The organism is Xanthomonas sp. LMG 8993 (assembly GCF_009835065.2).
Classification (GTDB): Bacteria; Pseudomonadota; Gammaproteobacteria; order Xanthomonadales; family Xanthomonadaceae; genus Xanthomonas; species Xanthomonas arboricola.
This window is the reverse complement of the sequence record NZ_QVIF02000001.1, coordinates 659,711-684,450: the sequence shown is the minus strand read 5'-3', so window position 1 is coordinate 684,450 and position 24,740 is coordinate 659,711. Positions and strand designations below refer to the sequence as shown.

Here is a 24,740-nt window from a genome sequence, read left to right as displayed (position 1 = left end):
CACCGGCATGGCCAAGTGGATTCCCTTGTGGCTGCACAGACTCAGCTCGCCGCCGACCTTCTATCGCGTGGCCGGACGCGTGCGTCCGTGGGCGTTGGGCCTGGCGTTGTTGCTTGGTGCGGTGGCCGCCTACGGTGGGCTGGTGCTGGCGCCGCCGGATTACCAGCAGCACGATGCCTACCGCATCATCTTCATCCACGTGCCCAGCGGCTGGATGAGCCTGTTCATCTACGCGGCGATGGGCGTATCCGCGTTCATCGCACTGGTCTGGCGGATCAAGCTGGCCGAGGTGGTGACCATGGCCTCGGCGCCGATCGGCGCGGCCTTCACCTTCATCACCTTGTGCACCGGCTCGCTGTGGGGCAAGCCGATGTGGGGCACCTGGTGGACCTGGGATGCGCGGCTGACCTCCGAGTTGCTGCTGTTGTTCCTGTATCTAGGCGTGCTCGGCCTGTACCACGCGGTGGAAGACCGCCGCCAGGCAATGCGTGCGGCCGGCTTGCTGGCATTGGTGGGCCTGGTGAATCTGCCGATCGTGCATTACTCGGTGGTGTGGTGGAACACGTTGCACCAGGGCTCCACCGTGCGCCTGCTCGGCCCCTCCACGATGAGCGCGGACATGCTGTGGCCGCTGCTGACGATGACGCTGGCGACCAAGTGCTATTACCTGGCCAGCCTGTTCGGCCGCGTGCGCGTGGACCTGCTCGCCCTGGAAAGCGGCAAGGACTGGGCGCGCCGCATCGTGCTGACGGAGCGCACCGCATGACGACCCTGCTGGCGATGGGCGGTTACGGGCAATACGTGTGGACCGCATACGCGCTGTTCGTGTTGGTGCTGCTGGCCGACCTGGCATCGCCATGGTTGCGTCGCCGCCGCCTGCCGCGCGAGCTGCGCGGCCAGCTGCAACGGCAAACGCCGCGGCGCACGCGCGAATTGTCGGCAACAGCGCCGCTGGAGCGTGACGCCCCATGAACGCCACCCGCAAGCAACGCCTGTGGCTGGTGATCGGCGCACTCGCCGCTGCGGCATTGGCGGTCACACTGATCGTGCTCGCGCTGCAGCGGAACATGAGCTACCTGTTCACGCCCAGCCAGGTGCATGCCGGCGAGGCGGCCGGCTATCGGCAATTCCGCCTCGGCGGCATGGTCAAGGCCGGCTCGATCCAGCGCGCCAGCGACAGCCTCACCGTCCACTTCACCGTGATCGACAAGCACGCCGCGACGCAGGTCGAGTACACCGGCATTCTTCCGGACCTGTTCCGCGACAACCAGTCGGTGATCGCCAACGGGCGCATGCAGGGCGGGCGCTTCGTCGCCAACGAAGTGCTGGCCAAGCACGACGAAACCTATATGCCGAAGGAACTGAAGGATGCGATGGCCGAAGGCCATGTCGGCAAGCCGATTCCCGCCGCTGCGGTGCCGCTGCCTGCGCCGCGCTGATGCGGCGCGCAGCTTGTTCCTTCCCTCGATGATGCCTCTTCGCTGCAACGATGCGATTCGCCCATGACGCCTGAACTCGGCCAGATCGCACTGATCCTGGCGTTACTGCTCTCGCTCGCCCAGGGCGTGCTGCCGCTGATCGGCGCCTGGCGCGGCAATGGCGCGTTGATGGGCATTGCGCGGCCTGCCGCGGTCGGTCAGGCGCTGTTCGTGTGGATGGCGTTCAGCCTGCTCGTCTGGTCGCTGCTGTCGCTGGATTTTTCGGTGCGCCATGTCGCCGACAACGCCAACATCGCCCTGCCCTGGTACTACCGCTTTGCCGCGGTGTGGGGCGCGCACGAAGGCTCGTTGCTGCTGTGGATCGCGATCCTGTCGACCTGGACGCTGTTGCTGGCCGCCTTCAGCCGGCATCTGCCGCAGCATTTTGCCGCGCGCGTGCTGGCGGTGCTGGGGCTGGTGTCGGTGGGCTTTCTGGCCTTCATCCTGCTGACCTCCAATCCGTTCGCGCGGCTGTCGCCGATTCCGCTGGATGGTAACGAACTCAATCCGGTGCTGCAGGACCCGGGCATGACCTTCCACCCGCCGGTGCTGTACACCGGCTATGTCGGCTTCTCGGTGGCGTTTGCGTTCGCGGTGGCGGCCTTGCTGGGTGGCGAACTGGAGCAGGCCTGGGTGCGCTGGGCGCGGCCGTGGACCAATGTGGCCTGGGCCTGCCTCACCGCCGGTATCGTCGCCGGCAGCTGGTGGGCGTACGCGGAACTGGGCTGGGGCGGCTGGTGGTTCTGGGACCCGGTGGAAAACGCCAGCTTCATGCCGTGGCTGGTCGGCACCGCGCTGATCCACACCCAGGCGGTCACCGAAAAACGCGGCAGCCTGCGCGCCTGGACCATCCTGCTGTCGATCCTGGCGTTCTCGCTGTCGTTGCTGGGCACCTTCCTGGTGCGCTCGGGCGTGCTGACCTCGGTGCACGCCTTCGCCGCCGATCCGCGCCGCGGCCTGTACATCCTGATCTTTTTAATCGCGGTGGTCGGCGGCTCGTTGCTGCTGTACGCGCTGCGCGCGCCCCGGATCGCCAGCGGCAAACCGTTCGCCGCCGCCTCGCGCGAGACCGCCATCCTGATCGGCAACCTGCTGCTCACCGTGGCGGCGGCGATGGTGCTGCTGGGCACCTTGTTTCCGCTGGTGGCCGATGCCTTCGGCCTGGGCAAGGTGTCGGTGGGGCCGCCCTACTTCGGCTTGCTGTTCCCGCTGCTGATGTTGCCGGTGATGCTGTTGCTGCCGTTCGGCCCGTACCTGCGCTGGGGCAAGGCCGAGGCGGCGCCGTTGCAGGCACTGGGCACGCGCGCCGGCATCGCCGCGGTCGCCTGTGCGCTGGTCGGCAGCCTGTTTGCCGAGGGCCAGCCCAGGGCGATCGCCGGCATCGGCGTCGCCGCATGGGTGGCGGCCGGCACCGCGCTGTACATGTACAAGCGCTGGCGCGAGATGCCGCGCGGCCGGCGGTTTCCGGCGGAAATGGCCGGCATGCTGCTCGCGCATGCGGGCGTGGCGGTGTTCGTGGCCGGCGTGCTGGTGTCGGAAAGCCTGTCGGTCGAACGCGACGTGCGTCTGTCGCCCGGGCAGACCGCCGAGATCGCCGGTTACGCCTTCCGCTTCGACGGCGTGCAACTGATCGACGGGCCGAACTGGAAGGCCGAACAAGGCAGCGTGCAGGTCAGCCGCGATGGCCAGTTGGTCGCGCAACTGCATCCGCAAAAACGCCTGTACAGCAGCGAGCGCATCCAGACCGAATCGGCGATCGACCCCGGTATCACCCGCGATCTGTATGTCGCCCTCGGCGAGCCGCTGGACGATCAGCACATCGAATACGACTGGACGTTGCGGCTGTACTACAAACCCTTCATCCGCTGGATCTGGGCCGGCGGCCTGCTGATGATGCTGGGCGGCTTCGTCAGCGCCTGTGCCCGCCGGTTCCGTGCGCCGGCGCTCGCCACGACGGCGGCCACGGCACCGGCACACGGCACCAGTGTCACTGCGCAGGAATCGCACGCATGAACCGTCTGCTGCCCTTGCTGGGTTTTCTGTTGCTGGCGGCGCTGTTCGGCTTCGGCATTTACTGGACGATGCAGCACAACCCGCGCGATGTGCCCTCGCCGTTGATCGGCAAGCCGGCACCGGCGTTCTCGCTGCCGCGGCTGGATCGGCCCGAGCAACGCGTCAGCCGCGATCAGCTGCTGGGCAAGCCCTATGTCCTCAACGTGTTCGGCAGCTGGTGCGCCGAATGTGTGCACGAACATCCGGTGCTGATGGCGCAGGCCAGCCGGCTCGGGGTGGCGTTGATCGGCTACAACTACAAGGACGCGCCTGCCGACGCCACGGCCTGGCTTGCGCAGTACGGCAATCCGTATGCGTTGGTGATTGCCGACGAAGCCGGCCAGACCGCGATCGATTTCGGTGTCTACGGTGCGCCGGAGAGTTTCCTGATCGATGCGCAAGGCGTGATCCGCTACAAGCACATCGGCGTGCTCACGCCCGCGGTCATCAACGACGAGCTGCTGCCCGCCATCGCCGCACTGCCCGGGGGCACGCGCTGATGGCGGCGCGCTGGGTTTGGCGCTGGTACCGGCGCATGCACGGCCGGCAACTGCGTCTGCTGCTGGTGCTGCTGCTGGGCGTGCTGCTTGCGCCGCCGCTGGCGGCGCAGGCGGTGGACCCGCTGCCTTTCAAGAACCGCAGCGACGAAGCGCGTTATCAGCGCCTGACCGCGCAGTTGCGCTGCCTGGTGTGCCAGAACGAGAACCTGGCCGACTCCAATGCCGAGCTCGCGCGCGATCTGCGCCACCAGGTGTTCGCGCAGTTGCAGGCCGGCAGGAGCGATGCGCAGATCAAGCAGTACATGGTCGATCGCTATTCGGACTTCGTGCTGTACGACCCGCCGGTCAAGCGCGGCACCTGGCTGCTGTGGTTCGGTCCGTTGCTGCTGCTGGGTGCCGGTGCGGGCGTGGTGATCCATACCGTGCGCAAACGTGCGCGCGCCGGTACGCCGGTGGCGCCGCAACCGGAGGAAGAATGGTGATGACCGGTTTCTATATCGCAAGCGCCGCGCTGGTGGTCGTCGCCTTGCTGTTGATACTGGCGCCGTTGCTGCGCCAGCCCGCGCGCAAGGGCAATGCACGCTACAGCCTGCCGATTGTGCTGGTGCTCGGCTTGCCGATCGCCACGGCCGGCTTGTATCGGCTGGTCGGCGCGCCGGACGCGATCGCACGGCGTGTCTACGCGACGGCACAGCCGCCGCCGCAACCGGCAGACGCGCCTGCCGCCGCCGCGGGTGAGCAAGCCCGGGCCGCAGAGGCTAACGCCGACGCTGCGCAGGAGCAGGCGCTGGAGTCGTGGATGCAGCAAGCCAGGACCCACGAGCAGGACAACCGCCCCGCCGATGCGCGTGAGGCCTATGCGCAAGCGCTCAAAATCGCGCCGGATCTCAGCGCCGCCATCGTCGGCTGGGTGGCCGCGGACATGGCCACGCGCAGCGATTTCGCCATCGACGCCAACTCACGCAGCCGCCTGCAACAGGTGGTCGCACGCGAGCCGGACCATCAGCGCGGCCTGTGGCTGCTGGGCATCAGCGACTTTCAGCAGCAGGACTACCGCGCTGCCAGCGAGCACTGGCGGCATCTGCATGGCTTGCTCGACGCCGGCTCGCCGATGCAGAAGGCGGTGGCCGACAAGATCGCCGTGGCCGAGTCGCTGGCCAGCGCGCGGCAATCCGGGCGCGCAGCGCCCTGACGCCAACCTTGGACTGCACCCGCCTTCAAGGACACCACCACACCAGCCGATGGCAGCACCGTCGTAGTGTCAGGCGCGATTGACCGCGCACCCCGATCAGGCCGACGGCCCCAACACCTCGTGCAGCTTTCCGCTGAACTCGCCCAGCGTAAACGGCTTGGCGATCATGCTCATGCCGTCGGCAAGAAACTCGCCGCGATCGCGCGCGGTTTCCGCATAGCCGGTCATGAAGATCACCGGCAGATCCCGCCGCGACTGCCGCGCGATCTCCGCCAACTGGCGCCCGTTGAGCCCGGGCAGGCCCACGTCGGTCACCAGCAGATCGATGCGCCGTTGCGAAGCCAGGATCGGCAGCGCCGCATCGGCGTCGGCCACCACATCGGCTTCATAGCCCAACTCATTGAGCAGTTCGGTGACCAGCAGCCGCACCTGTTCGTCATCTTCCACCACCAGCACCTGCTGGCCGCGTCCGGACACCACGGCACCGGCTTGCGGTTGCGGCGACAGCGCCTGCGGATGGAGACCGGCGGGCAGATACAGGCTCACCGTGGTGCCCTTGCCCAGCTCGGACTCCACCCACACCTGCCCGTTGGACTGCTGCATGAAGCCGTAGATCATCGACATGCCCAGGCCGGTGCCCTGCCCGATCGGCTTGGTGGTGTAGAACGGTTCGAACACACGCTCCAGCACGTCGGCCGGCATACCCGCGCCGCTGTCGGTCACCGACACCACCACGTAATTGCCCGGCGCCAGCGTCACCCCGCGCCCGAGTTCCAGCGGCTGCGCTTGGACCTGCAACTGCCGGGTGGCGATGCGCAACTGCCCGCCGTCGGGCATGGCGTCGCGGGCATTGATCGCCAGATTGAGCAGCGCGCTTTCCAGCTGGTTTTCGTCGACATACGCCTGCGGCAGGTCGGCCTGCAGATCGGTTTCCAGATGCACCGATTCGCCCAGCGTGCGCGCCAGCAATTCCTGCAGCGATACCACCAGGTCGTTCAGATGCAGATGCCGCGCTTCCAGCGATTGCCGTCGCGAGAACGCCAGCAGCCGTTGCGTCAGTGCGGCCGCGCGCAGGGCCGAGGCCGACGCCACATCCAGAAAGCGGCCCAGCCCTTCGGTGCGGCCCTGGTCGATGCGCAGGCGCGCCAGATCCAGCGCCGACAGGATGCCGGTCAGCATGTTGTTGAAGTCGTGTGCGATGCCGCCGGTGAGCTGGCCTACCGCTTCCATCTTCTGCGCCTGGCGCAATGCCGCTTCGCTGGACTCGCGTGCCAGCATCTGCTGCTGCAGCTCGGCGGTGCGTTCGGCCACCTTGACCTCGAGCAGGCTGGCCTGCTGCTGGATCGATTCCAGCGCCAGCGCGCGCGCAGTGATGTCGGTGGCAAACACATGAAAGCCGTCCACCTGGCCGTCCGCATCCAGGCGCGGCATGTAGCGGATCTCCGCATCGCGCCGGCGTCCGTCGGTGTGCGGCCAACTGGCCTCCACCGTCAACGCCTGCCCGGCCAGTGCGGCCTCGATCCAGGCGCGGCGCTGCTGCACCATCGCCGGTCCCACCACATCCACCATGGACCGCCCGATCACCTCGGCAGGCGGGATGCCGATCCAGTCTTCATACGAGCGGTTGGCGAAGCGGTACACCAGATCCTTGTCGATGAAGGCAATCAGCACCGGCAGTGCGTCGGTGACGCGACGCAGCTCGGCCTCGCTCGACATCAGGGCCGTCTTGCTTTCGGCCAACTGCGCCATCTGGTCGCGAATCACGAACTGCTTCTGGCGCGAGCGCAACGCAGTGGAGATCGCGCTCAACAACGACGGCGAGCTCAGCGGCCGTTCCAATTCGATGACGTTGGTCACTTCCGCCGGCAGCGTGGCCTGGCGCCCGTTGTGGCTGCCGCGCGGCGCACGCAGCAGCACGAACGGAATATCCGACCAGGCGGCCTGGCTCTGCAGGGCATGCGAGAACTGACGCAGATCCCCGCCCACCGCTTCCTCGGTCAACACCACCACGCCGGAGGCATCGAGCAGGTCGTCCGCCAGCGCAGCCAGCGACCCGTACACCCGGCGCGTCAGTCCGCGCTGACCGACGATGCCGGCAATGCTCTCCGCATCGCGGCCGAACGGCGCGATGACGTGGACGATGGACCCATCCGGGTCACAGGTAGTCAAGTGGACGATCCAGCAACGGCGTGTCGTCCCCAACGAAATGCGGAGTACCGGTCAGCACGCCGTGGAATTTCTCCAGCGGCTCGCTCAGATGGATACCGCCCGTCCCGATGCGCAACTCGCGGATCGAATCCTCATGCGCGCCGCTGCGGTTCTTGATCACCGACACGGCCTTACGGATGCGCCCCTGCGCCTCGAAGAAGCGGAACAGGATGACGGTGTCGGCCATGTAGGAGATGTTGAGGTTGCCGGTGGACATGGTGCCGACCAGGCCGTGCTGCGGATTGACCAGGAACGTGGTCACGCCGCTCTGGTTGAGGTAGGACAGCAGCTCGTGCATCTGCAGCATCAGCTGCTTTTCCTGCGGCATCGAGGTGAGATAGCCGTTGAGGCTGTCGATCACCAGCACGCGGCAGTTGCGCTGTTCCACACTGGCGCGCACCGCCCAGGCGAACTCGCCCGGGGTCAGCTCGGCCGGGTCCATCTGATGCAGTTCCAGCAGGCCCGCGTCCAGATACTTGCGCAGATCCATGCCCAGGCTCTCGGCCCGCGTCAGCAAAGTGCCGGTGCGCTCGTCGAACTCCAGAATGCAGCAATGCTCGCCGCGCTCGCAGGCGGCGGTCACATACTGCAGCGCGATATTGGTCTTGCCCGAACCGGCAGGCCCGGTGAGCAGGGTGCTGGTGCCGCGCAGCGGCCCCCCGTGCAGCAGCGCATCGACACGCGCCACGCCACTGGACACCGCATCGCCGATGAACGGCACATGGTGATCGGAGGCGATCAGCCGCGGAAAGATCCGCATGCCGCCGGTGGTGATGGTGATGTCGTGGTAGCCGGCGATGAAATCCACGCCGCGCAACTTCTGCACCTGCATGCGCCGCCGCGCCGCGCCGAAATCCAGCGTCATGCGTTCCAGCGAAATCACCCCATGGCACAGGCTGTGCAGATGCGCATCGCGTTCGCCGTTCTCGCCGGTGAGGTCATCGACCAGGAACACGGTGATGTTGCGCGGCGCAAAGAACTGCTTGAGCGCCAACACCTGACGCCGGTAGCGCAGCGAATCCTGCGCCAGCAGGCGCAACTCGGACAACGAGTCGAACACCACACGCGTCGGCTTGACCCGGTCCACCTCGGCCTGGATCAGCTTGATGGTGCCGTCCAGCTCCATTTCCCACGGATGCAGGATGGACTGCTGGCGTCCATCGCCCAGAAACGCTTCGGCCGATGCCAGCTCGAAGATATGCAGCGCCTCCAGCGACCAGTTGTGCGAGGCGGCCACTTCGTTGAGCTCGTCGATGGTTTCCGACAAGGTCACGTACAGGCAGCTCTCGCCCTTGGCAGCGCCATCGAGCAGGAACTGCAGCGATGCGGTGGTCTTGCCCGAGCCCGGCTGGCCCTCCAGCAGGTACAGGCGATTGGGCGGCAGGCCGCCGCGCAGGATGGTGTCAAGCCCCGTCGTACCAGTCGTAATGCGGTTTGCGATCATCGGCTTCAGATTTTCCATAGGCTTAAATTTATCACGGGCGCATCACTGCCCGCTGCGCACCACTGAATCGATCAGCTTGCTTGGCGCGAGCTGAGCCCCCGCGATATCGGTAGCGTGCTGTGACCTGCGCCGCGCTTTATGACAGTTCCGACACGTTCGTCACGCGCGTGGGCCTAGCGTTGCACCTGAAGTGCATCGCATGGTTGCGATCGCTCGAGGACTGCGGTGAACCACGCATCATGTAACGCCCGTATCTTGCTGGTCGAAGACGACGATGCCATTCGTGCGATGACCGCAGATATCCTGGGTGACGAGGGCTACCAGGTCATCGTGTCGCCAGACGCCGAGCAGGCGCTGGAGCAGCTCAACCAGGCGCGTCCGTTCGATCTGCTGCTCTCCGATATCTGCCTGCCCGGTATGAACGGGCGCGACCTCGCCGACAATGCGCGCCGTCTGTATCCCGCCCTGCCCATCGTGTTCATGACCGGCTATGCCGGGTCCATCGCCAAGCGTGCGGATTTTCTCGATACCGGCATGCGTCTGTTGACCAAGCCGTTTTCGTTGCGCGACCTGCTGGGCATCGTGCAGACCGCGCTGTAAGCAACCCCGACCGAATCATCGCCAAGCCTGCACGCAGGCCTCAGTGCGATTTGCGTTCCAGCAACTGCGCCACGCGACGTTCCAGGTCCACGGCCAGAAACGGCTTGGTCAGCACCTCCATGCCGTCCTCCAATTGCCCGGCGCCCACCGCCGCGGTTGCCGCGTAGCCGGTGACGAACAGCACCGGCAGCGTCGGCCGCGACTGCCGCCCCGCGTCGGCGACCTGACGTCCGTTCAATCCACCGGTCAGCCCGACGTCGGTCACCAGCAGATCGATCGTCTCCTGCGAGCGCAGCCGCTCCACTGCGGCGCTGCCTTCGGCGGTCTCGATGACGCGGTAGCCCGCTTCGCTCAGCACTTCGGACATCAGCACGCGGATCGCGGTTTCGTCTTCCACCAGCAGTACCGTGCAGCTTGGCGCGGTCGAGCGCAGCGGTTGCTCGGTCGCCGGCACTGCCTCGTCCTGCGCCAGCACGCCATCGAAGCGCGGCAGGTACAGCGCCATGGTCGTGCCGACGCCCACCTCCGAATCGATGCGCACGTGGCCGCCGGACTGGCGGGTGAATCCGTAGATCATCGACAAGCCCAGACCGGTGCCCTGCCCGATCGGCTTGGTGGTGAAGAACGGCTCGAACACCTTGGACATCACGTCGGCGCTCATGCCGGTGCCGGTGTCCTGCACGCTCAGGCACACGTACTCGCCGATCGGCAGGTCCAGCTGCTGGGCGGCGCCGGCGTCCAGCACCCGGTTGGCGACGGCGATGGTGAGCTCGCCGCCATCGGGCATCGCGTCGCGCGCGTTGATGCACAGGTTCAATAGCGCGTTTTCCAGCTGCGGCGCATCCACCAGCACTTTCCACGGGTCGGCTGCAGGGCGCAGCTGCAAGGCGATCGAAGGCCCCAGCGTGCGCGCGATGATGTCGTGCATGCCCTGCACCAGCGCCTGTACCTCCAGCGCGGTGGGCGCCAGGGTCTGCCGGCGCGAAAACGCCAGCAGCCGCTGGGTCAGTGCGGTGGCGCGCGCGGCGCTGGACTGCGCCATTTCCACATAGCGCTCCAGGCGGTCGTACTTGCCCTGTTCGATGCGCGTCTGCAACAGCTCCAGACCGACGCTGATCGCCGTCAGCAGATTGTTGAAGTCGTGCGCCAGCCCGCCGGTCAGCTGGCCGACCGCCTCCATCTTCTGGCTCTGGCGCAGCTTTTCCTCGGCCAGCAGCAGCGCCGCGCTGCGTTCGCGCACGCGCTCTTCCAGCGTTTCGGTCAGCTGGCGCAGCTGCTGCTCGGCCAGCCGCTTGTCGGTGATGTCGGCCGCGGTGCCGAACCACTCCACGATCTGCTCGCCCTCGTCCAGCAAGGGGATCGCGCGCATCAGGGTCCAGCCCATCCGCTGATTGGCATCCAGCACGCGGTATTCCACGTCCAGCCCGGTCTTGTTGACGATCGAATGCGCAATGGCCTCGGCCAGCCGCGCGCGATCGTCCGGGTGCACCATCTCCAGCTGCCAGTTCAAGCTTGCCGAGAGCGCATCGCTCAGCGCCCCCTCGCCAACCAGTTGGCGAAGCTCGCGCCAGTCGGCGCTGGCCGAGAAGATCGACTGCGAGGACGCGCGCACCAGCGCATCCAGCCGACGCTCGCTCTCGCGCAGGGCTTCGCTGGCCAGCCGCTCGGCGGTGCGGTCGCGCAACACCTTGACAAATCCGATCGCCGCACCGGTTTCGTCGCGCAGCACCATCAGCGACCCGTTCGCCCAGAAACGCTGGCCGGACTTGCGCACATGCCAGCGCTCGTCCATGCCGCTGCCACTTTCCAGCGCCGCCGCCGCCTCGATCAGGATCTGCCGGCGCTCCACATCTTCCGGGGTGAAGGTGCGCTCCAGGGTCTGGCCCAGCATGTCGGCCTCGCTCCAGCCCAGAATGCGCTGCGCGCCCTCGTTCCAGGACGTGACCAGGCCGTGCAGGTCGGTGGCGATGATCGCGTAGTCCATCACGCTGTCCAGGATCTGCCGGTTGCGCACTTCCGCCTCGCGCACCGCGCGTTCCAGGCCGATGCGGTCGGTGATGTCCAGGCCCTGCACGAAGATGCCGGAGACGGTGCCATCGGCACCGGCGATCGGCTGGTAGACCAGATCCAGCAGGCGTCGCTCCACCGGGCCGCCCGGCTCGGCCTGCACGTTGTAGGCCAGCGCATTGGCCGCATAGGCGCGCCCGGACTGGTACACCTCGTCCAGGCGATGCAGATGCCCCTGCTCGACCAGATCCGGCAGGGCCTCGGCCAGCGGCTTGCCGATCACGTCGCGGTGCCCGATCAATCGCGAATAGCACGGGTTGGCGAACTCCACCCGATGCTGCGGACCGCTCAGAAACGCCATGAACATCGGCGCCTGCTCGAACAACCGGATCAGCCGCTCGTGCTCATCGGCAAGCCGGTTTTGCGCCACCTTGCGGTCGGTGACTTCGTTGGTGACGCAGAACGCGCCGCCCACACGCCCATCGTCCAGATAGATCGGCGAGAACGAGAATGTCCACCAGGTGTCTTCCGGCGTGCCGTAGCGGTTCATGCCGATCGGCACTTCCTCGAAGCGCGAGGCGCGCCCCGCGAACGCGGCCTCGATCGGCGCACGTACCGCCTCCCAGGCATCGGCCCACAATTCCCGCAGCGGCGCACCCAGCGCATGCGGCTGCCGCGGCCCAAGGATCGGCGTATAGGCATCGTTGTAGAAAAAGGTCAGCGCATCGCCCCACACCACATACATGCTTTCCGGCGAGCTGAGCATCAGGCTGACCGCATTGCGCAGCGGCGACGGCCACTGCGTGGTCGGCCCCAGCGGTGTTGCGGCCCAGTCGTAGGCGCGCACGGCCTGCGCCATGGCGCTGTCGCCATACGGAAACGGCGCGCTCACGTGGTGCCCAGGCGCGCTGCCGCCCAGCGGCAGTCGTCATGCGGACAATACGCAACGCGGTGCGCGGACGGCTTACCAATCACCCAAACAAGCATCTTTGACGAACCATTGAAGAAGAACCAGGATCAAACGCCGCGCAGCGCCGGCAGGCAGGAACGGAACGGGCCGAGATGCCGGCCGCACCTGCCAACGCCATCCGGCGTTGCCGGTGGCGCCCTGCAAGGCGTGCAGCGCCCGCCTACGTTACAACACTCAGGTGACGATGCCTGCCGACTGCGCGCCGGGCCCACCATGGCGCGCTGCCGCGGCAACCGGCATGGATGCCGCGCCGCGGCGCGCCGGCGATGCCCGGTGGTGCGCGTGCCCGGATAAAATCGCGAAATGGCCCAACGGCGTGGCACGATGACGCAAATGCAGGATCGCGATGCACTCATTCACCCGCTGGCTGCGGTGGCCCCGGGGTATCTGGCCAACCATGCTGCACGGGTCTTCAACCGTCTGGTGGATGCGCAACTGCGCCCGCATGGCATGTCGCTGGCACTGCTCGGGCCGATCATGCTGCTGTCCTGGAAAGGGCCGATGCTGCAACGCGACCTGGTGATCGACTCGGCGGTGAAGCAGCCGGCAATGGTGGCCCTGCTGGACAAGCTGGAGGGCCTGCAGCTGATCGAGCGCGCCCCGGCGCCGCAGGACCGCCGCGCCGCAGTGGTCTCGCTCACGCCGCGCGGGCGCAAGATCGCCGAGATCGGCGGCAAGATACTGATCGATCTCAATGCCGATGCGCTGAAGGACTTCTCCCCCGAGGAGGCGCAGCAGACTGTCGCGTTCATGCAGCGCCTGATCGCCAACCTGGAGCAGCGCGACCAGGGCATGTAATATCACTTCTGATATTTCTTCTTTCGGGTGATCTGTCATGCCGCGTCGCATCCTCATCACCGGCGCAAGCGTCGCCGGCAACACCGTGGCCTGGGCGCTCGCCCGGCAGGGATTCGACGTCAGCGTCGTCGAGCAGGCCGCGCAGTTTCGCGATGGCGGCCAGAACATCGACGTGCGCGGGGTCGGCCGCGAGGTCCTGCAGCGCATGGGCCTGGAGCAGGCCGCACTCGATCATGGCACCGGCGAGGAAGGTACTGCCTGGGTCGACGACCACGGCCATGCGGTGGCGACCTTCACGACCGACGACATCGATGGCGATGGCCCGACCGCAGAACTGGAAATCCTGCGCGGCGATCTCGCCCGCCTGCTCTACGACGCCGCACGCCAGACGGCCGAGTACCGGTTCGGCGACCGCATCGCCAGCATCGACGACGACGGCGAGGCTGCCACCGTCCGCTTCCAGAGCGGACGCAGCGACCACTTCGATGCCGTCATCGTCGCCGAAGGCGTCGGCTCGGCCACACGCGAGCTGGTGTTTCCCGGCGAGAACGACCCGCGCTGGATGGATCTGACCATTGCCTACTTCACCATCGCACGCACCGCCGACGACGACCGCCTGTGGCGTTGGTATCACACCACCGGCGGGCGCAGCATCTCGTTGCGCCCGGACCAGCACGGCACCACACGCGCGATGCTGTCGCTGCAGAAAGCCCCCGAGGGCGAGCAGGACTGGGACCTGGCAACCCAGAAGGCCTATCTGCGCGAACGCTTCGCCGACGCCGGCTGGCAGGCTGCGCGGGTACTGGACGGCATGGACACCACCGACGATTTCTACTTCGATGCCTTGCGGCAGGTGCGCATGCCGCGCTGGCACGCCGGCCGCGTCGTGCTGACCGGCGACGCCGCCTGGTGCGCAACCCCGCTGGCCGGCATCGGCGCCACTCTTGCGGTCACCGGCGGCTACGTGCTGGCCAACGAGATCGCACGTGCCGCGACACTGGAACAGGCCCTCACCGCCTACGCCGACGCCATGCGGCCGATGGTGGAACAGGGCCAGGGCGTGCCGAAGATCGGCCCGCGCCTGATGAATCCGCACAGCCGGCTCGGCATCCAGCTGCTGCACGGCGCACTGAAATTCGCCAGCCAGCCCAGCGTCCAGAACATTGCCGCCAAGCTGATGACGCCGTCGATGAAGGCGCCGGATCTGTCGCGCTATGACTGAGGCCGCCTGGATGGCGGCCGTGCTGCGGTGGCGGCACGATGCATGCCGATCGACGCCTGCCATCGGCCGCAGCACCGGCGCCGCGGCCGTCTCCACGCCTCGGTCACTTGCCGCGCCTGAATCCGCTTCTGCCCCCCGGCGCTGACCGGTACCAAAGCGCTGCGCTGGGGCCGCGACCGCTGGCTTGCGTTCTGATCGCCATGGCTGACGGCATTGCGAAGCCAACCGTGGATGAATCCTGCCACCGCCGGCGGTTTCATTTCCGCTGACGCAGGCCGCTAACGAACAGGTCGAGACATCCTTCGTGCAGCGGCAACGCTGCCGACCCCATCGGTGTCCCGGGCGCATCGCCTCCCAGCTGTTGCTGGGATTCTCCCCCGCTCTTCCGCTCGCCGGATCACCGATCAAACTCCCTATGTCCCTGCTTTCGAATCTGCGCATCGGTCAGCGCCTGGCCCTCGGCTTCCTCGCGATCATTGTCCTGATGGTGATCCTCACCGTCGTCGGCATCCAGCGCGTACGCAGCATCGACCAGCAGCTCACCGCCATCAACGAAGTGAACAGCGTCAAGCAACGCTATGCGATCAATTTCCGCGGCAGCGTGCACGACCGCGCGATCGCCCTGCGCGATGTCGTGCTGCTGGACGACCCGGCAGAGCGGCACACGGCAGAGCAATCGATCGACAAGCTCGCCGCGGACTACGCCCGCTCCGCCAAGCCACTGGACGACATGATCGCGGCCTCCACGGACGCGGAAGAAAAGGCCATCCTCCAGCGGATCAAGGCCATCGAGCAGCGCACCATGCCGTTGATCGCGCAGGTGCGCGCGTTCCGCGATGGCGCCGACAAGCCGCATGCCGAACAACGCCTGCTGCAGCAGGCGCGCCCTGCTTTCGTCGCCTGGCTGGCCAGCATCAACGCCTTCATCGACCTGCAGGAAGCCAAGAACCGCGCGGCCGCCAAGGACGCGGTGACCACCGCGCGCGGCTTTGCAATGCTGATGGTGGTCTCCACCGTCATCGCCTTGCTGCTGGGCGCCACCATTGCGTGGTTGCTGACCCGCAGCGTGGTGCTGCCCTTGCGCCAATCGCTGCGGTTGGCCGAGCGCATCAACGACGGCGACCTGCGCAGCCAGGACCTGCCCACCAGCAAGGACGAATCCGGCCAGTTGCTGCGCGCCATGCAACAGATGCAGCGCCGCCTGCAGGATGTGATCTCCGCCCAACGCAACATGGCGGCCCGCCACGATGCCGGCGAGATCAGCTACCGCACCGACGCCCAGCAGTTCCCCGGCGAATACGGGCACATGGTGCAGGACACCAACGCCCTGGTGCATGCGCACGTGCAGACCCAGCTGCGCATGACCGAGGTCATGGGCAGCTACGCCATCGGCGACCTGGCTCCCGAAATCGAGCAATACCCCGGCGAAAAGGCCGCCATCACCGCCACCATGCAGCAGGTCAAGCAGAACCTGCGCGCCATCAACGCGCAGATCCAGCAGCTCACCCAGGCTGCCTGCGCCGGCAACTTCGCGCTGCGCGGCCAGCCGGAAAAGTTCGAACACGACTTCCGCCTGATGGTCGAAAACCTCAACACCATGATGGCCACCTCCGACACCAACCTGGCCAGGTTTTCCGACCTGCTGCGGTGCATCGCCGATGGCGACCTGACCGTGCGCATGACCGGCAACTTCCACGGCGTGTTCGCCTCCATGCGCGACGATGCCAACAGCACCGTGCATCGCCTCACCGACATCGTCACGCATATCCAGACCACCTCCAACAGCATCGGTTTTGCCGCCGAAGACATCGCCAGCGGCAACCAGGAACTGTCCCGCCGCAGCGAACAACAGGCCGCCAGCCTGGAAGAAACCGCCGCCTCGATGGAAGAGCTGACCTCCACCGTCAAGCAGAATGCCGAGCACGCCGGCCGTGCCAATCAGCTCGCGCTGGGCGCCGCCGCCATCGCCTCGGAGGGACGCGACGTGGTTGGCCAGGTCATCGAACAGATGTCCGGCATCGAAGCCTCGTCCAGGCGCATCGCCGACATCATCTCGGTCATCGACGGCATCGCCTTCCAGACCAACATCCTCGCGCTCAATGCCGCCGTCGAGGCCGCACGCGCCGGCGAACAAGGCCGCGGTTTTGCCGTGGTGGCCTCGGAAGTGCGCACTCTCTCGCACCGCTCATCGGACGCCGCCAAGGAGATCAAACGCCTGATCGACGACTCCGTGCAGCGCGTCGCCGACGGTGCAACGCTGGTGCACAAGGCCGGCACCACCATGGGCGAGGTCGTCACCAGCGTCCAGCATGTCACCGACATCATGGGCCACATCTCCGCCGCCTCGCAAGAACAGGCCGGCGGCATCGAACAGGTCAACCTGACCATCGCCCAGATGGACGAAACCACCCAGCAGAACGTCAGCCTGGTCGAAGCCGCGAGCACGGCAGCCCGTTCGCTGGAAGCGCATTCGACCCAGCTGACGCAGGCGGTCGAGGTGTTCAAGGTCAATGCCTCGGTGATCTGACCGGCCGGGTAGTGCGATCCTTAGTGACTGGCCGTGTTGCTGCCTGCGCTCGCGCAATGCTGCGCACTTGCGCGAGCGCGTCACGGCGAAGTGACGCTGCATCGCATTGATGTGGTCGCTACATCCGCACAGCGCACCGAAGACATCAGCTTGCATCTCCACAACACACGGGCATGATTGCCGCAATGGAACGCCTCCGCCCCTTCCGCACGCTGATGCTTGCAACGCTTCTGGTCGCCTGGCTTGCCGCGTGCGCGGCAGCTGGGTCCATCACCAGCCAGCCCATCGAAGGCCCGGTGCGGCTGGGAGAAATCGCGGCGGTCGATGGCCCCAAGGTACGTCCCGACCGCGTCATCGAAGACAGCCGTTGCCCGGCCGAGGTGCAGTGCGTCGTGGCGGGCCGGCTGATCGTCAGGGCAACCGTGCTCGGCGGCGGCTGGTCCAAACAGATCGATCTCACGCTTGGCGTTCCGGTGGCTGTGGCCGATGGCCAGTTGACGTTGGTCGACGCCACTGCCCCACCAGCAGACTCGGCAACGGCCGCCGCGTCGAACATGCGCTTCACCTTCCGCTTTCAGGGTGGGCGTTGATCAAAGTGCTTCAGGCCCGGGGCGATGCAGCACGGACGCGATGCCCTGCAGGCGCCCACACGTCATCCAGTGCTGCTCGTAGCCGTTGAACCGAGGCATACGCTTGTTCTCGCGTTGCAAAGCCTGAGAATCCCATCAGCAAACCGCCCGACGATGAGGGGCGCATTCGCCACCTGCTCAATGCCTGGAGTGGCAGTCCGTGTGCTTGGGCGGCCTGCGCCAGCAGCGCATCGCTTTGCCCGGTGCTGGGGTAGGCCAACACCTGGAGTCCGCCTGCCTGGGGCTGGATCGCCATGCGGGAGCCAAAGATATCGCTGAGCGCATCGACCAAATAGCTGCGCCGCTGACTGTAGAGCACGCGCATCCTGCGCAAGTGACGGGAGAAGTGCCCTTGCTCCATGAACTCGGCGACCGTGGCCTGTGACACGAAGGATCCCACGCCGCCAAGCTGCCCGGCTGCATCGGTGAAACGTTCGGTCTTTGCCTTGGGGACGACCAGATAGGCCAGGCGTAGACCAGGGAAAAGCACCTTGCTGAAAGACCCCGTATCCGGCTCGCGCTGCCCCCTGTCACTCATGCCCTACTCGAATCTTCAATTCTTGCCCCATCCAGCCGGGACATCAGTCTCCTAAAGTAGGCGTTGTCGCACAAGATGCGGCTGAAGTTCCGCCGGGCACCCGAACATTGCTCGCCGCTCATCCCTGTTCTGCGGCCTCATTGGTGCAACGGCAGCATCAGCGGGTTTGCCCTCCGATCAACGGCTGCTTGCTGCCACTGACTCAAGACTGGATTCTGCGTGAACACACTTCGTTTGCCTTACCAAACCCTATCTCCAGATGCCTATAAGGGATTTGGCATCACCAAGAAGGCGCTGGAAAAGAGCAGCCTCGGCAAGCCCTTGATTGAACTTGTCTACCTGCGCGTTTCGCAACTCAATGGCGCGCCTTCTGCCTGGAAATGCACGCCGCTGCGTTACGCGCCGGCGGCATGCCCGACGCCAAGTTGGACAGCCTGGCAGGGTGGCGGGTGAGTCCGCATTTCAGCGACCGTGAGCGCGTGGCCCTGGGGTGGACCGAGTCATTGACAGATATCGCAAACAGCCGAGCCCCTGACGATGACTTTGCTCTTCTAAAAGCCCATTTCAGTGACGCCGAGATTGCTGACCTGAGTTTTGCCATCGCGCTGATGGCTGCATTCAATCGTTTGGCGATTGGCATGCGTCAGTAAGCTCCAGCACGTCGATGCAGACTGCCCGCTCTGTACGGCCGGCTAGCGTCCGGCGCCAGCACGCAGCATTGCTGGCGGCTGCTCATTGTTGCCTTCGCTGATCCAGGCGCGGCGTATGACTACGCTACGCACTGGATGGCCAGGTGCCGTGCATCGAGCGGGATGGCAAGCGCTGCCTTGCAGTAGCCCAGGCTAGGATTGCCCTCTGGCCTGGGGAAAACAGCGCTCCATTCGATCCGTCCACGCTGCCAACTGCTCAAGCGTATACGCCTCGATCGGCTTTGCCATTGTCGAGGAGGCCTTGTGTTGCGAAACGGTCGCAACCAAGGAGGAGGAAAGGCGATCCCAACAACGCATCAGCAGCACCGGGGATGGATGCGAAGCAACCAGGGCCTCAAGCACCGCGCCCTGCGCCACCCTTGCTGCCTGCAGGTCGCTCAAGGCATCCACAACCGCTGTCATCCATTGCTCGTTCAACTGCTCCATACCTTTCAACAACGCTGTGGGAAGCGCATAGCGTATCCGGATCCACATGTCCTTGGTGGTGCGTTTTGCCAGTCGGCGCAAACACAGCTGAACAAGCAAGGTGATGCCGAGTTCAAGCAGAGCACTGCATGACAGACGTCAGCGGTTACCACTAGCTAACCTAGTTTCTGCAACGTAGAACCATGGCTTGAAGAGATGCATGCCAGGACGAAACCACGCTGGTTGGTCGATGATCGATACCAGCTGACGTTGAGCCCGGCAATCAATGCTCAAGCTGTGATCAGGCAACTCAAGCCGGATGGCGAAGGCACCAAGGACATCGTCACTTCGAAGCGATGTGCAGTCCAACCTGAAACGAATCCCCAGCCACCACCAGAAAATGAAATGAGAGCGTGGAGCAGCTGCCAACTGAAAACTGGGCTGATGCAGACATTGCTTGAACTCAATGCAAACCATCAGTGATGAATATTGAAATCAGCCGCTGCCAGCAGCGTCTTCACCGCACACGGCGACATCGGCCGGCCCCACTTCAATGTGCGGATCACGGTCGAGCGCCTGAAACAGCGCATGTCTTTCCATCGTCGCAGTCAGCAACCCATGCCCTCTGGCACAGGACGCTTGCCGCTCCCGTGGTTACCGTTCGAGGACCCACTCGATCCTTCGTCCAGCATGTTTCAACAAGGCTCCTCAAGCGCACATCCCCGCCCGGGCATTCCTGCACTGGGACATCCTCTGGCACGCATCGCAGCAATCGCCGTCATCCTCGCACTGGCGCACTACCGCTGGGTGCAGTTTCCCTGGCGGATGCCGCTTGTCGGCATTCTAGGGATTGTCCTGGTCTGGCTGGAAACGCGCTCGCTGAGTGCCTGCGGATTAAAGCCTCAGTCGTCTCGCGCCTTGCTCGGCTGGACGCTGCTGCTGCTCGCGCTGGTCATCGGCGTCATCAATCCGTTCGTGCAACCGCTGATCGATGCGCTGACCGGGACCAAGGCCGACTACAGCGGCTACGGCGCACTGCTTGGCAACGTCAACGCGGCCGCCCACCTGGCAGGCGGCGCCTGGCTCAGCGCGGCGCTTGGCGAGGAACTGGTCTTCCGTGCGTTCCTGATGCACCACCTCGATCACCTGCTGGGCCGCCATCGTGGCGGACGCGTGATGGCGGCAGTGGCAGGGGGAGCCCTGTTTGGCGCGATGCACCTGACCCAAGGCATCTCGGGGGTGCTGCTGACCGGGCTTGTCGGCGTGTTGTTCGGCTATGTCTACCTGCGATCACGGCGCAACCTCTGGGCGATGATCCTGGCGCATGGCTTGGTCGACACCTGGGGCATTGCGACGCTGTATCTGGGTTGGTATTAGCAAGTACCTACCAGGACCCCGCTTGCTTCGGTGTGCCTCACTGCCAACAAATCCTTGTCACGTCATCCACGGATGCTGGACGATAGCGCCTTGCCCTCCGCTGCATGAGCAGACTGTCCAGACATGACCACCGATAGCCTGCTCTCGATCGTTCAAGCGCAGCTAGACGCCTACAACGCCAAGGATATCGACGCCTTGCTGGCCACCTATGCTGACGATGCCGAGCATTACACCTTGCACGGACCACAGCTGGCCAAGGGACATGCCATGCTTCGCGAGCGGTTTCTGGCCCGCTTTCAAGAGCCGGACCTGCATGCGCAGCTGTTGTCGCGGACCGTCGTCGGCAACATCGTCGCCGACGCAGAGCGCATCACCCGCAACTTTCCTGACGGGATCGGCCTTGTTGAGATGCTATGCCTCTACGAGGTGGTCGACGGAAAAATCCAGAGAGCCTCATTCGCGACCGGCGCACGCATCGACACCGCACCTGCTCGATGAAACATTTCAGGCGATCGGCCTAGACCGGGCGCCTTTTCAGGCCGAGCGTAGAAAAGCCATTGAACGCATTCTGGTTTCCAGTGCACCGCCCTGCTTGCCGGCATTACCAGGTCACAGGGCGGCACTGGCTACACGCGTTATGCAGCCAATGCGAGCTTCGTCTTGCCGGAGGCGCTGCGTGAGCTGTTGGCAACACTCTCCACCAACGCCGTCGCCTGATCCTCAAGTGCGCGGGCCGACGATGCCATGGTGTCAACCAGAGCGGAGTTTTGCTGGGTCGCTGCATCCATCTGCGAGATGGTTTGATTGATCTGCTCGATGCCAGCGCTCTGCTCATGACTGGCCGCGGCAATGCCGCTCATGATGTCGTTGACCTGCCGCACCGAGGAAAGCAGTTCTTCCATGGCCTTGCCCGCCACGTTGACCTGCTCCGCGCCCTGCCCCACCTTCGCACCCGAATCGGCGATCAGGTCGCGGATCTCCTTGGCCGCCATGGTGCAGCGCTGCGCGAGGCTGCGTACCTCGGACGCGACGACCGCAAAGCCACGCCCCTGCTCGCCAGCCCGCGCCGCTTCCACGGCAGCGTTCAAGGCAAGGATATTGGTCTGGAACGCGATGCCATCGATGACGGTGATGATTTCGCCGATCTTCCGCGACGACGCCTGGATTGCCGCCATGGTGCTGACGACACCATTGACCAGCTCACCGCCATGCAACGCGGTCTCTGCGGCCTTGCTCGCCAGCGAATTGGCCTGACGCGCACCTTCGGCGTTCTTGCGAACGATGCTGGTCATCTCCTCCATGGAGCTTGCAGTCTCCTCGAGCGCCGCCGCCTGCTGCTCCGTGCGCCGCGACAGGTCATCGTTGCTGCGCACGATATCGCCTGCCGCACTGCTGAGCGTATTTGCCACCTCGCCCAGCTGACGCCCGGCTTCCACGTCCATCAATGCTCCAACCGCGCGCAACGGCGTGCCATCGGCAGCGCGCTTGGTCAGGCCGCGTGCGCGGAACCAGCGGTACTGGCCGTTCTTGAGCTGCAGGCGATACTCGATATCGAAGTTGGTGCGGCCACTGCGGTCGTTCAAATGCGCCGCGAACGCGTTCAAAGAACGCTCCTTGTCTTCCGGGTGCAGCCGTGACGCCCAGCTATCGAGCACGTTGGGGAAGTCCTGCTCGGACTCGAAGCCGAGCAGATGGCGGAACTGCTGCGACCACCAGAATTCGTTGTTCGGATTGATCGGGTCACCCGCGATCACGCTCATGTCCCACAAGCCGTCGCTGAGCATCTGCGAGCCGAGCTCGAAGCGCGTCAGCGTGATGTCGAGGAACTGCTCCCGCGCGCGACGCTCGGTGATGTCGGTGAGCGAACCCGCCACCCGGAGCGGCAAGCCCTGTGCATCGCGCTCGGTAGTGCCAAATGCGCGGAACCAGCGATATTCGCCGGACTTCAGACGCAGGCGGTTTTCCACGTCGTAAGGGGTTCGACCGCTGCGATCGGCAAGGTGCGCCGCAAAGGCATCCAGCGTCGGCTGCTTGTCATCCGGGTGCAGGCATGCGACCCAACTGTCCAGGACATTGGGAAAATCCTGTTCAGAGGCAAAGCCCAGCAGCCGACGCATCTGCGGCGACCACCACACCGGGCTGTCGGGGTGGCTGGGATCCCCGGCAATGACACCAATATCCCAGAGCCCGTCGGTCGTACCACTGGCGACCAGATCGAAACGGCCCTCCAGATGGCGCAACGCGGTGGTCGCGTCTTCCGCCTCGGCCTTGGCCAGGTCACGCTCCTGCTGGGCCGCATACAAACGCTCAGCCATTTTCTTGAGCAGCAGAGCCGATCCGTTGTTGGGCCACTGCGCACTGCCACCTTTCAACGTGGCATCAACCGCCTTGGTCAGTGCGTCCACCTTGTGGCTGTCGGAGAAAAACATAGCGGCCTCTGCTGCTTGCGTTGGGGATGCGTCCCTAGCGGCAGCGATCGGTCGTTCTTGATGGTCCTTTCCCGATCCATCACCCTGGGTGAGTCGAGCATTCAGCTAGACAGCAGCAGTCCCGGTGGATCGAGTCCGCTTCTGCTACTCCTCGCCAAACGCAGCGGCGGTCACCCTGGCATGCCACGCGAGTCGACGCAGTCGCTCAACGACTGATCAAAATCCTCGCCTGGCAGCTGCGATCCAGGGGCACTCCGGCCCCCCGGATACAGGCGTGCTGCACGACACGGGCACGCAGCAGGAGCAGCTAGACGCCAGTCGGTTCATGGATCGGGCAGCGATTGAACTCGGAGCGGAATCGGCGCGAGGCTGCCATCACGATACGGCGCGCCCGGTTGATGGCGCCCAGCGGCCGGTGAGCGGCCAAGGCATGCCACGGCGAGAAGGCGATGCGGTCTTCCAGCTGCTGCGAGTTCTCTCCGTCCCAACCGGCCTGGCGCTCGACCACCACGCGCGCGACCGCCACAAAGGGGCTGATGGATTGCGGCCACTCTATCGACGCATCTTCGACCGGCATCTTTTCCACATCCCGGCACAGCTGCACGCGCAACTCCCACTCGGCCGGGCTGTCCAGGGTGCTGATGGCGTGATGGACGGCCTCGCGCTGCGCATCCGGCGAGTCGCCAACTTCCTGCCCATCGAGTTCAACGAGATTGCTGGACACCGGCGCCAGCGAGAACTTGGCGATGTAACGCCCGTAGAGGTACGGCACCTGCGAGAAAAACGTCTCGCCCAGCGGATGAACCTGCGGCTGTCCGCCCATCTGCTTGATGCTGCCGCTTCCCCCACCGATCTTTTCAAGCGTGTGTTCGACACCCCGAAGCACTTTTGAAAGCGCCGCCTTGGCGCCCGGCGCCTTTTCCGTGGTCGTCGCCAGCACCCGGAAATTACGCAAGAACCCGTCGGGACCGGGGGTGGCGAAGGAAGGGCCATTGACCATCAAGAAATCCTGGCTGTGCTTCTCGTCTCCGCCCTCGACGCGCTCGCCGCTGACACCCAACACCTTCAACGCCAGGGCACGCGGAGTCGACACAGCATCGCTCAGTTGTTCTGCAGGTGGCGATGACAGGCGGATGTAAGCATCGTATTGCCCAGGCCCTGCGAACAGGCCTTGTCGCAGCTCTTCAGGCAGATCGTTGAATACGCTAAAGCCTGGCGGTAAACAGGCCCTGCCCTTTCGCATGGACTGCGCGGTGCGCGTGCCCTTCCTTTTCCGCCACGGTTGTTGCCATGTCGACGAACAGCGCTTCCAGCGAGCGAATGGTTTCCTGCTCACTGACGCTGGGCGTTTCCAGATCGGGGCGATATTCGACGGGCGCGTTCATGGGGTTCCTGGCTTTATGGCTGGTCAGGCCAATGTGCTACACCCGCTGTTTACGCTCCGTCGAAGCCGTAGGCAGTCACTCGTCGAGGGCCGCACGCCTACTCTGGCCTGCCGTTGCAATGGCAATGGCTAATAGACGGGCGATGCAGCCCACGCCCGGCATTCCTTTCGCTTTTCTGGCCGAAGCTGCCGCTTCGTTGGAGAAACCCGCGGCAGTCCTCGCAGGCGGCTGATCTTGCTCATTTCATGAACAATTTATAGCCAGTCCAC

At 65.3% G+C, this 24,740-nt stretch carries 25 protein-coding genes; 17 read left to right on the top strand and 8 right to left on the bottom strand.

Translation table 11 applies throughout. The features are described from left to right. The first annotated feature begins 7 nt into the window (after positions 1–7). The 7 genes from ccmC (at position 8) to DYQ94_RS02905 (ending at position 5,222) form a co-directional block, all read left to right on the top strand. Positions 8–766, top strand: coding sequence for a heme ABC transporter permease CcmC (gene ccmC / locus DYQ94_RS02935; protein ID WP_160954976.1), 759 nt, complete (start codon positions 8–10; stop codon positions 764–766). Continuing rightward, a complete protein-coding gene (gene ccmD, locus DYQ94_RS02930) occupies positions 763–972 on the top strand; it encodes a heme exporter protein CcmD (protein ID WP_024940343.1) in 210 nt (69 codons plus the stop codon). The genes ccmC and ccmD overlap by 4 nt, the downstream gene beginning before the upstream one ends. Beyond that, on the top strand, positions 969–1,439 hold the full coding sequence (gene ccmE, locus DYQ94_RS02925; protein WP_160954977.1) for a cytochrome c maturation protein CcmE: 471 nt from the start codon (positions 969–971) through the stop codon (positions 1,437–1,439). The genes ccmD and ccmE overlap by 4 nt, the downstream gene beginning before the upstream one ends. Before the next feature lie 63 nt (positions 1,440–1,502). Next, positions 1,503–3,491 (top strand): heme lyase CcmF/NrfE family subunit, encoded by a 1,989-nt coding sequence (locus DYQ94_RS02920; RefSeq protein ID WP_160954978.1) that lies wholly within the window; start codon positions 1,503–1,505, stop codon positions 3,489–3,491. Continuing rightward, on the top strand, positions 3,488–4,030 hold the full coding sequence (locus DYQ94_RS02915) for a DsbE family thiol:disulfide interchange protein (RefSeq protein ID WP_065049065.1): 543 nt from the start codon (positions 3,488–3,490) through the stop codon (positions 4,028–4,030). Before DYQ94_RS02920 ends, DYQ94_RS02915 begins: the two co-directional genes overlap by 4 nt. Continuing rightward, a complete protein-coding gene (locus DYQ94_RS02910) occupies positions 4,030–4,512 on the top strand; it encodes a cytochrome c-type biogenesis protein (RefSeq protein WP_047125549.1) in 483 nt (160 codons plus the stop codon). Before DYQ94_RS02915 ends, DYQ94_RS02910 begins: the two co-directional genes overlap by 1 nt. Then, entirely contained in the window at positions 4,506–5,222 is a 717-nt protein-coding gene (locus DYQ94_RS02905; protein ID WP_164738879.1) for a tetratricopeptide repeat protein, read from the top strand. Before DYQ94_RS02910 ends, DYQ94_RS02905 begins: the two co-directional genes overlap by 7 nt. 96 nt (positions 5,223–5,318) lie before the next feature. Here DYQ94_RS02905 and DYQ94_RS02900 read toward each other — a convergent pair whose 3' ends face one another. Further along, positions 5,319–7,391: a PAS domain-containing hybrid sensor histidine kinase/response regulator family protein gene (locus DYQ94_RS02900; RefSeq protein ID WP_126965636.1), complete on the bottom strand. Its 2,073-nt coding sequence runs from the start codon at positions 7,389–7,391 to the stop codon at positions 5,319–5,321. Continuing rightward, a complete protein-coding gene (locus tag DYQ94_RS02895) occupies positions 7,378–8,892 on the bottom strand; it encodes an ATPase domain-containing protein (protein WP_160954980.1) in 1,515 nt (504 codons plus the stop codon). Before DYQ94_RS02895 ends, DYQ94_RS02900 begins: the two co-directional genes overlap by 14 nt. Before the next feature lie 237 nt (positions 8,893–9,129). Between DYQ94_RS02895 and DYQ94_RS02890 the strand changes: the two genes are divergently transcribed. Next, on the top strand, positions 9,130–9,474 hold the full coding sequence (locus tag DYQ94_RS02890) for a response regulator (RefSeq protein WP_102252252.1): 345 nt from the start codon (positions 9,130–9,132) through the stop codon (positions 9,472–9,474). A gap of 40 nt (positions 9,475–9,514) precedes the next feature. On the opposite strand, the gene DYQ94_RS02885 is transcribed toward DYQ94_RS02890, so the two are convergent. Then, a complete protein-coding gene (locus DYQ94_RS02885; RefSeq protein ID WP_202397524.1) occupies positions 9,515–12,340 on the bottom strand; it encodes a PAS domain-containing hybrid sensor histidine kinase/response regulator in 2,826 nt (941 codons plus the stop codon). Positions 12,341–12,784: 444 nt separating this feature from the next. On the opposite strand from DYQ94_RS02885, the gene DYQ94_RS02880 reads away from it, so the two are divergent. The 4 genes from DYQ94_RS02880 (at position 12,785) to DYQ94_RS02865 (ending at position 17,588) form a co-directional block, all read left to right on the top strand. Beyond that, on the top strand, positions 12,785–13,249 hold the full coding sequence (locus DYQ94_RS02880) for a MarR family winged helix-turn-helix transcriptional regulator (RefSeq protein ID WP_102580913.1): 465 nt from the start codon (positions 12,785–12,787) through the stop codon (positions 13,247–13,249). 37 nt (positions 13,250–13,286) lie between these two features. After that, the gene (locus tag DYQ94_RS02875; protein ID WP_126965634.1) at positions 13,287–14,471 is read left to right on the top strand and encodes an FAD-dependent monooxygenase; all 1,185 of its coding nucleotides are present in this window, start codon (positions 13,287–13,289) and stop codon (positions 14,469–14,471) included. A 415-nt stretch (positions 14,472–14,886) separates the two neighbouring features. Next, positions 14,887–16,998, top strand: a complete 2,112-nt coding sequence (locus DYQ94_RS02870) for a methyl-accepting chemotaxis protein (RefSeq protein WP_054592772.1) — start codon at positions 14,887–14,889, stop codon at positions 16,996–16,998. Positions 16,999–17,183: 185 nt separating this feature from the next. Next, positions 17,184–17,588, top strand: a complete 405-nt coding sequence (locus DYQ94_RS02865; protein WP_425518998.1) for a hypothetical protein — start codon at positions 17,184–17,186, stop codon at positions 17,586–17,588. Positions 17,589–17,598: 10 nt separating this feature from the next. On the opposite strand, the gene DYQ94_RS02860 is transcribed toward DYQ94_RS02865, so the two are convergent. Continuing rightward, positions 17,599–18,165, bottom strand: a complete 567-nt coding sequence (locus tag DYQ94_RS02860) for an aminotransferase class I/II-fold pyridoxal phosphate-dependent enzyme (protein ID WP_184429161.1) — start codon at positions 18,163–18,165, stop codon at positions 17,599–17,601. A 219-nt stretch (positions 18,166–18,384) separates the two neighbouring features. Between DYQ94_RS02860 and DYQ94_RS02855 the strand changes: the two genes are divergently transcribed. Further along, positions 18,385–18,618, top strand: a complete 234-nt coding sequence (locus tag DYQ94_RS02855) for a carboxymuconolactone decarboxylase family protein (protein WP_215825200.1) — start codon at positions 18,385–18,387, stop codon at positions 18,616–18,618. Next, on the top strand, positions 18,546–18,815 hold the full coding sequence (locus DYQ94_RS02850) for a carboxymuconolactone decarboxylase family protein (RefSeq protein WP_215825199.1): 270 nt from the start codon (positions 18,546–18,548) through the stop codon (positions 18,813–18,815). The genes DYQ94_RS02855 and DYQ94_RS02850 overlap by 73 nt, the downstream gene beginning before the upstream one ends. A gap of 192 nt (positions 18,816–19,007) precedes the next feature. Here DYQ94_RS02850 and DYQ94_RS02845 read toward each other — a convergent pair whose 3' ends face one another. Further along, entirely contained in the window at positions 19,008–19,400 is a 393-nt protein-coding gene (locus DYQ94_RS02845) for a hypothetical protein (RefSeq protein WP_374057720.1), read from the bottom strand. A 150-nt stretch (positions 19,401–19,550) separates the two neighbouring features. On the opposite strand from DYQ94_RS02845, the gene DYQ94_RS02840 reads away from it, so the two are divergent. The 3 genes from DYQ94_RS02840 to DYQ94_RS02830 all read left to right on the top strand — a co-directional run bounded on the left by DYQ94_RS02840 (position 19,551) and on the right by DYQ94_RS02830 (position 21,155). Continuing rightward, complete coding sequence (locus DYQ94_RS02840) at positions 19,551–19,763, top strand: hypothetical protein (RefSeq protein WP_167762737.1); 213 nt, start codon at positions 19,551–19,553, stop codon at positions 19,761–19,763. 342 nt (positions 19,764–20,105) lie between these two features. Continuing rightward, complete coding sequence (locus DYQ94_RS02835) at positions 20,106–20,657, top strand: CPBP family intramembrane glutamic endopeptidase (RefSeq protein WP_126965662.1); 552 nt, start codon at positions 20,106–20,108, stop codon at positions 20,655–20,657. Between the two features lie 123 nt (positions 20,658–20,780). After that, the gene (locus DYQ94_RS02830; RefSeq protein ID WP_126965631.1) at positions 20,781–21,155 is read left to right on the top strand and encodes a nuclear transport factor 2 family protein; all 375 of its coding nucleotides are present in this window, start codon (positions 20,781–20,783) and stop codon (positions 21,153–21,155) included. A 137-nt stretch (positions 21,156–21,292) separates the two neighbouring features. Here the strand turns inward: DYQ94_RS02830 and DYQ94_RS02825 are convergent, their stop codons facing one another. From DYQ94_RS02825 to DYQ94_RS02815, 3 genes are all read right to left on the bottom strand, one after another. Beyond that, the gene (locus DYQ94_RS02825) at positions 21,293–23,086 is read right to left on the bottom strand and encodes a methyl-accepting chemotaxis protein (RefSeq protein ID WP_024940175.1); all 1,794 of its coding nucleotides are present in this window, start codon (positions 23,084–23,086) and stop codon (positions 21,293–21,295) included. Positions 23,087–23,393: 307 nt separating this feature from the next. Continuing rightward, positions 23,394–24,179: a catalase family protein gene (locus tag DYQ94_RS02820; RefSeq protein WP_237474940.1), complete on the bottom strand. Its 786-nt coding sequence runs from the start codon at positions 24,177–24,179 to the stop codon at positions 23,394–23,396. Between the two features lie 112 nt (positions 24,180–24,291). Beyond that, the gene (locus DYQ94_RS02815) at positions 24,292–24,471 is read right to left on the bottom strand and encodes a hypothetical protein (RefSeq protein ID WP_237474941.1); all 180 of its coding nucleotides are present in this window, start codon (positions 24,469–24,471) and stop codon (positions 24,292–24,294) included. Positions 24,472–24,740: the final 269 nt, after the last annotated feature.